This is a genomic window from Tissierella sp. (genome assembly GCF_052089545.1).
GTDB lineage: Bacteria > Bacillota > Clostridia > Tissierellales > Tissierellaceae > Tissierella_A.
Genome location: NZ_JBQDAA010000008.1, coordinates 1 through 1,058 on the forward strand (window position 1 = coordinate 1; position 1,058 = coordinate 1,058).

The window sequence follows — 1,058 nt, forward strand, 5'->3', positions numbered from 1 at the left end:
ATCATTTGGTGCAATAGGTAGTATTTGGTCTTCTTCAAATGGAGTTATGGCTGTTATGAAAGCTGTAAATAGAGCTTTTGATTTAGATGAAGATAGACCATATATGAAATTAAAAGGTATTTCTATATTATTTACAATTGGACTTTTTTTAATTCTTATACTTGCCTTTACAATATTAATATTTGGAGAAGTTATATTTAATGCTGTGTTTGTTTCTTACACATGGGCAACTGTTGCTATATGGAAGATATTAAAAATTTTAATTCCATTAGTATTTATGATTCTTTCAATTACTATACTTTATAAGTATTCTCCATCTTTAAAAGAGGATGTAAAGATAAAATTTTCTGAAAGTATACCAGGTGCTATCTTTGCAAGTTTGTTTTGGGTTGTCTTATCATTTGCTTTTTCATTTTATGTAAATAATTTTGGCAACTATTCTAAAACATATGGAAGCCTTGGAGGGGTTATAGTATTTTTAATATGGCTTTATATGAGTAGTATAGTTATAGTACTTGGTGCTGAAGTAAATGCAACACTTTTATCTATGAAAAACAAGAAAAACAAAAGAATAAAAATGATAAAAAAATAAGATTAAAAGATTTTATACTATAAAGATAAAAAAGTGTATTTGTAAACTAAATATTTAGTTTACAAATACACTTTTTAAATTTAATTAATTTATTTTCTAGAATAAAAAAATTTATCAACAAGAAAACCAATTAGGCCTCTGGAGACAATGGTGTTTAATAAGTTCCACATAGCTCTTATAGAGGATGAAATCAATGAATAAATAGTTGAATTATTCAAATATAAATTAACACACTTATTCTCTATAATTTCAAATTTAGTAGATGTAACTTTGTTAATTTATATTGTATTCGGGTAAAATATATTATGTCATTAGAATTGGAGGAGAAAAAGTGAAAAAGAAAAACATAATTAAATGGTCTGTAGGAATTGCAGCTATAGCTTTAATTGTATTTTTAACCTTTAGGCTTAGTTCAGGAAAGGATATAAAAGGAAAAGAGATAAAAGTAGAAAAAGGAGATATTTCA

The 1,058-nt window shown here is 25.1% G+C and carries 1 protein-coding gene; it reads left to right on the forward strand.

Annotated elements, in window-relative coordinates; genetic code table 11:
• On the forward strand, nucleotides 1-592 hold a 592-nt coding region (locus ACTHW2_RS01460), incomplete at its 5' end, for a YihY/virulence factor BrkB family protein (RefSeq protein ID WP_442261941.1).
• Between the last annotated feature and the right edge of the window lie 466 nt (nucleotides 593-1,058).